Source organism: Euzebyales bacterium, from assembly GCA_035461305.1.
In the GTDB taxonomy this organism is placed as follows: Bacteria; Actinomycetota; Nitriliruptoria; order Euzebyales; family JAHELV01; genus JAHELV01.
The window spans coordinates 1-2,803 of record DATHVN010000080.1 but is presented as its reverse complement, the minus strand read 5'-3'; the positions used below and the strand labels follow the sequence as shown (position 1 = coordinate 2,803).

Genomic DNA, 2,803 nt, shown 5'->3' with positions numbered 1-2,803 from the left:
GCGAAACCGCGGGCCAGCACCGGTGCGTCCATCTCCACGGCGCGCAGCGCGTCGATGCCGTTCAGCCCGACCGTGAGGAAGGCCCCGACGCTCTCGGCGTCGCCGCGGTACGCCTCGTAGACCACGGGCTCGATGCCGGCTTTCTGCAGCGCGGCGGCGGCGACCGGACCGGCGATCCCACCGCCGATCACCAGCGCGGTGCGTGGCCGTCGCGGGTCGCCGGTCTCCCGGGTGGATGCGCGGGTCGACATCTCTCAACCTCTCCTGCCGCGTCGAGCGGTGCTGTCTGCAACGTATGGACAGGCCGCCCTGCGCAGAACCCGACAGGCCACCGTCTCGGTTGCGGAAACTCACCGGCGCAGGATGAGGCGAGCCGCTGCCTACCGCTCCACCATCCCACCGCCGGCCGCCAACGATCAGGGCTGCGTGCAGGCCCGACGACCCAGTGCAGGGAGCGTCAGGACGCCATCGCCAGGGTGATGCCGCCGGCGCCGCGGCTGACGGTGATGTCGTAACGGTCGGTTGCGGCGGCGTAGTCGGGGGTTTGCCAACGCAGGGGCCCACCGAGCACCCCAACGGCCTGGTCGTCGAGGTGCGCGTCGCTGGCGCCGCGGTGCACGGATACGCGCGCAGCGGTGTCGCCGGGGCGCACGATCGTCAGCTGGTGTACCCCGTTGGCGAAGCGCAGGCTGACCGTGCCGCGCGGTGGCGGCAGCTTGAGGGTCACGTGGCTGGCGCCACCGTGGACGGCCAGACGGGTGAGCTCGGTTCGGCGCAGGTCGGCGGTCACGCGCTGTGCGCCCCCGTGGATCTCGACGTCCCAGGGCAGGGTCGGGTTCAGCCGCATGATCGCCGGCTTGGAACGAAACGGCCATGGGAGCACGCGGGGGTAGCGGACCCGGATCGTGCCTGCCCGGGTGGTGATCAACGGTGGCGACCCGGCGAAGTGGGCGTGGCAGAGGTCGTCGATGGCTTCGTCGGCCATGAGATCGAGGTCCTGCGCCCCCGCGGTGAAGCGCAGCCGTCCCGCGGCCGCCCCATCCAGCGGCATGCGTACGACCTCGCCTGACGGGTGGTTCGGTTCGGGATTGTGAGGGTTCATAGATGCTCCTCGTTGGGGGCCCGGGTGCAAGGCGTAGGACCCCGCCCGGCCCAGCCCGGTCCTGATGGATGGCTTGGCAAGTCGGTCGAGCATTAGACAGACAGTCGCCTCATGTGTGCACCAGCCCGCTAGGAATCGGCTCGTGCGTGGAGAGCGGATGCGCCGCCATTTCCCGTGCGCCCAGCCACAGGTGGAGCGTGGGGACCGCCGCAGGGCGGCGGCACCTTCAGGTGTCGGCGCGGCTGTCTGTTCCCAGGAAGGTCAGGACTGCGGCGACGCGGCGGCTGATCTGGGGCTGTTCGGTGACTCCGAGCTTGAGGAAGATCGAGCTGACGTGCTTTTCCACGGCGGACTCGGAGACGGACAGCGCCTCGGACACGCCGGCGTTGCTCTTGCCCTGCGCCATCTGCTGGAGGACCTCGAGCTCACGTTCCGTGAGGAACCGCACGGGGGAGCGGCGGGCCCGGTCACGCGAGCGGACCAGTGCCTCCACGATCCTGGGATCGATGGCGGAGCCGCCGGCGGCGACGGCGCTGATGGCGTTGAGCAGCTCGTCGAGGTCCCCGATCCGCTCCTTCAACAGGTAGGCGAGCCCGTCGGTGCCGTCCTTGAACAGCTCCAGCGCATAGCCGCCGTCGGCGTACTGGGATAGCACCACGACCCCGGTGTCGGGGGCGGTGTGGCGGATGCGGTGGGCCGCTTCGATGCCTTCGACGGTGTGGGTGGGTGGCATGCGGATGTCGGTGATGACGACATCGGGTTGGGTGCGCTCGACGGCTGCCAGCAGATGCCTCGCGTCTCCAGCCGTGGCGACGATGTCGAGGTAGCCGGTGTCCTCCAGCAGGCTGCGGGTGCCCTCCCGCACGAGGTAGTTGTCGTCGGCGAGCACGAGACGCAGTCGGTCAGGCACGGTTTACGGCTCCACGCCGGGCCGGGAGCAGGGCGCGCAGGGTCATACCGCGCCCGGGGCTGCTGTCCACCGACAGGCGGCCACCGACCGACTCCACGCGGTCGCGCAGCCCGAGAATCCCCGAACCGGTCGTTGCGGTCTCGCGGTCGCATCCCCGACCGTGGTCGATCACCTCCACGGTCAGCCAGCCGTCCACGGTGTCGAGCCGCACGATCGCCAGGTCGGTGCCGGCGTGTTTGAGAACGTTGGCCAGCCCCTCCGAGACGACGAAGTACGCCACGACCTCGACGTCCTCGGCGTAGCGGGCGGCACGAACGTCCGCAGCGGCGTCGAGGCGGACGTCGATGGGCATCCGCGCTGCTTGTGCGTCCAACGCCTCGAGCAGCCCGCGGTGGGTGAGCACCGGCGGGTGGATGCCGCGGCTGAGCTCACGGATGCTGTCCAGGGTGCGACGGGTGTTCTCCTGCAGCGCCTCCAGCGTGGTGGCTGCCAGCGGCGGGTCGCGGGCGAGTTGGTTGCGTGCGAGCCGGATGCTCGCCATCGTCGCGACGATGTCCTGCTGCACCCCGTCGTGGATGTTCTGCTCGATGCGTCGGCGTTCGTGCATCTGTGCCTGCACGATGCGGCTGCGTGATGCGGCCAACTCGTCGGGCCTATACAAGACCGAGCTGATCTACGGACCCGAACAGGGGCCATGGCGCAGCATCGAGGCCGTCGAACTCGCCACCCTGTCGTGGGTGGCCTGGTACAACGAGCAGCGCCTGCACGGCTACCTCGGGGATCTGCCACCG

4 protein-coding genes and 1 pseudogene are annotated in these 2,803 nt (G+C 70.1%); 1 reads left to right on the top strand and 4 read right to left on the bottom strand.

Going from position 1 to position 2,803, the window contains the following annotated elements; all coding sequences use genetic code 11:
* From VK923_07660 to VK923_07645, 4 genes are all read right to left on the bottom strand, one after another.
* Positions 1-251, bottom strand: a 251-nt coding sequence (locus VK923_07660; GenBank protein HSJ44540.1) for an NAD(P)-binding protein, incomplete at its 3' end; no start/stop codon positions are given.
* 206 nt (positions 252-457) lie between these two features.
* Positions 458-1,102, bottom strand: a complete 645-nt coding sequence (locus VK923_07655; GenBank protein HSJ44539.1) for a hypothetical protein — start codon at positions 1,100-1,102, stop codon at positions 458-460.
* Between the two features lie 226 nt (positions 1,103-1,328).
* On the bottom strand, positions 1,329-2,012 hold the full coding sequence (locus tag VK923_07650; protein ID HSJ44538.1) for a response regulator transcription factor: 684 nt from the start codon (positions 2,010-2,012) through the stop codon (positions 1,329-1,331).
* Positions 2,005-2,619 (bottom strand): histidine kinase, encoded by a 615-nt coding sequence (locus VK923_07645; GenBank protein ID HSJ44537.1) that lies wholly within the window; start codon positions 2,617-2,619, stop codon positions 2,005-2,007. The genes VK923_07650 and VK923_07645 overlap by 8 nt, the downstream gene beginning before the upstream one ends.
* Positions 2,620-2,662: 43 nt before the next feature.
* Here VK923_07645 and VK923_07640 point away from each other — a divergent pair.
* Positions 2,663-2,803 (top strand): annotated as a pseudogene (locus VK923_07640) (integrase core domain-containing protein).

Bases quoted from the DNA above. Each gene is read 5' to 3' on its own strand.
- VK923_07655 (HSJ44539.1), bottom strand. From the start codon at position 1,102: ATGAACCCTCACAATCCCGAACCGAACCACCCGTCAGGCGAGGTCGTA.
- VK923_07645 (HSJ44537.1), bottom strand. From the start codon at position 2,619: ATGCACGAACGCCGACGCATCGAGCAGAACATCCACGACGGGGTGCAG.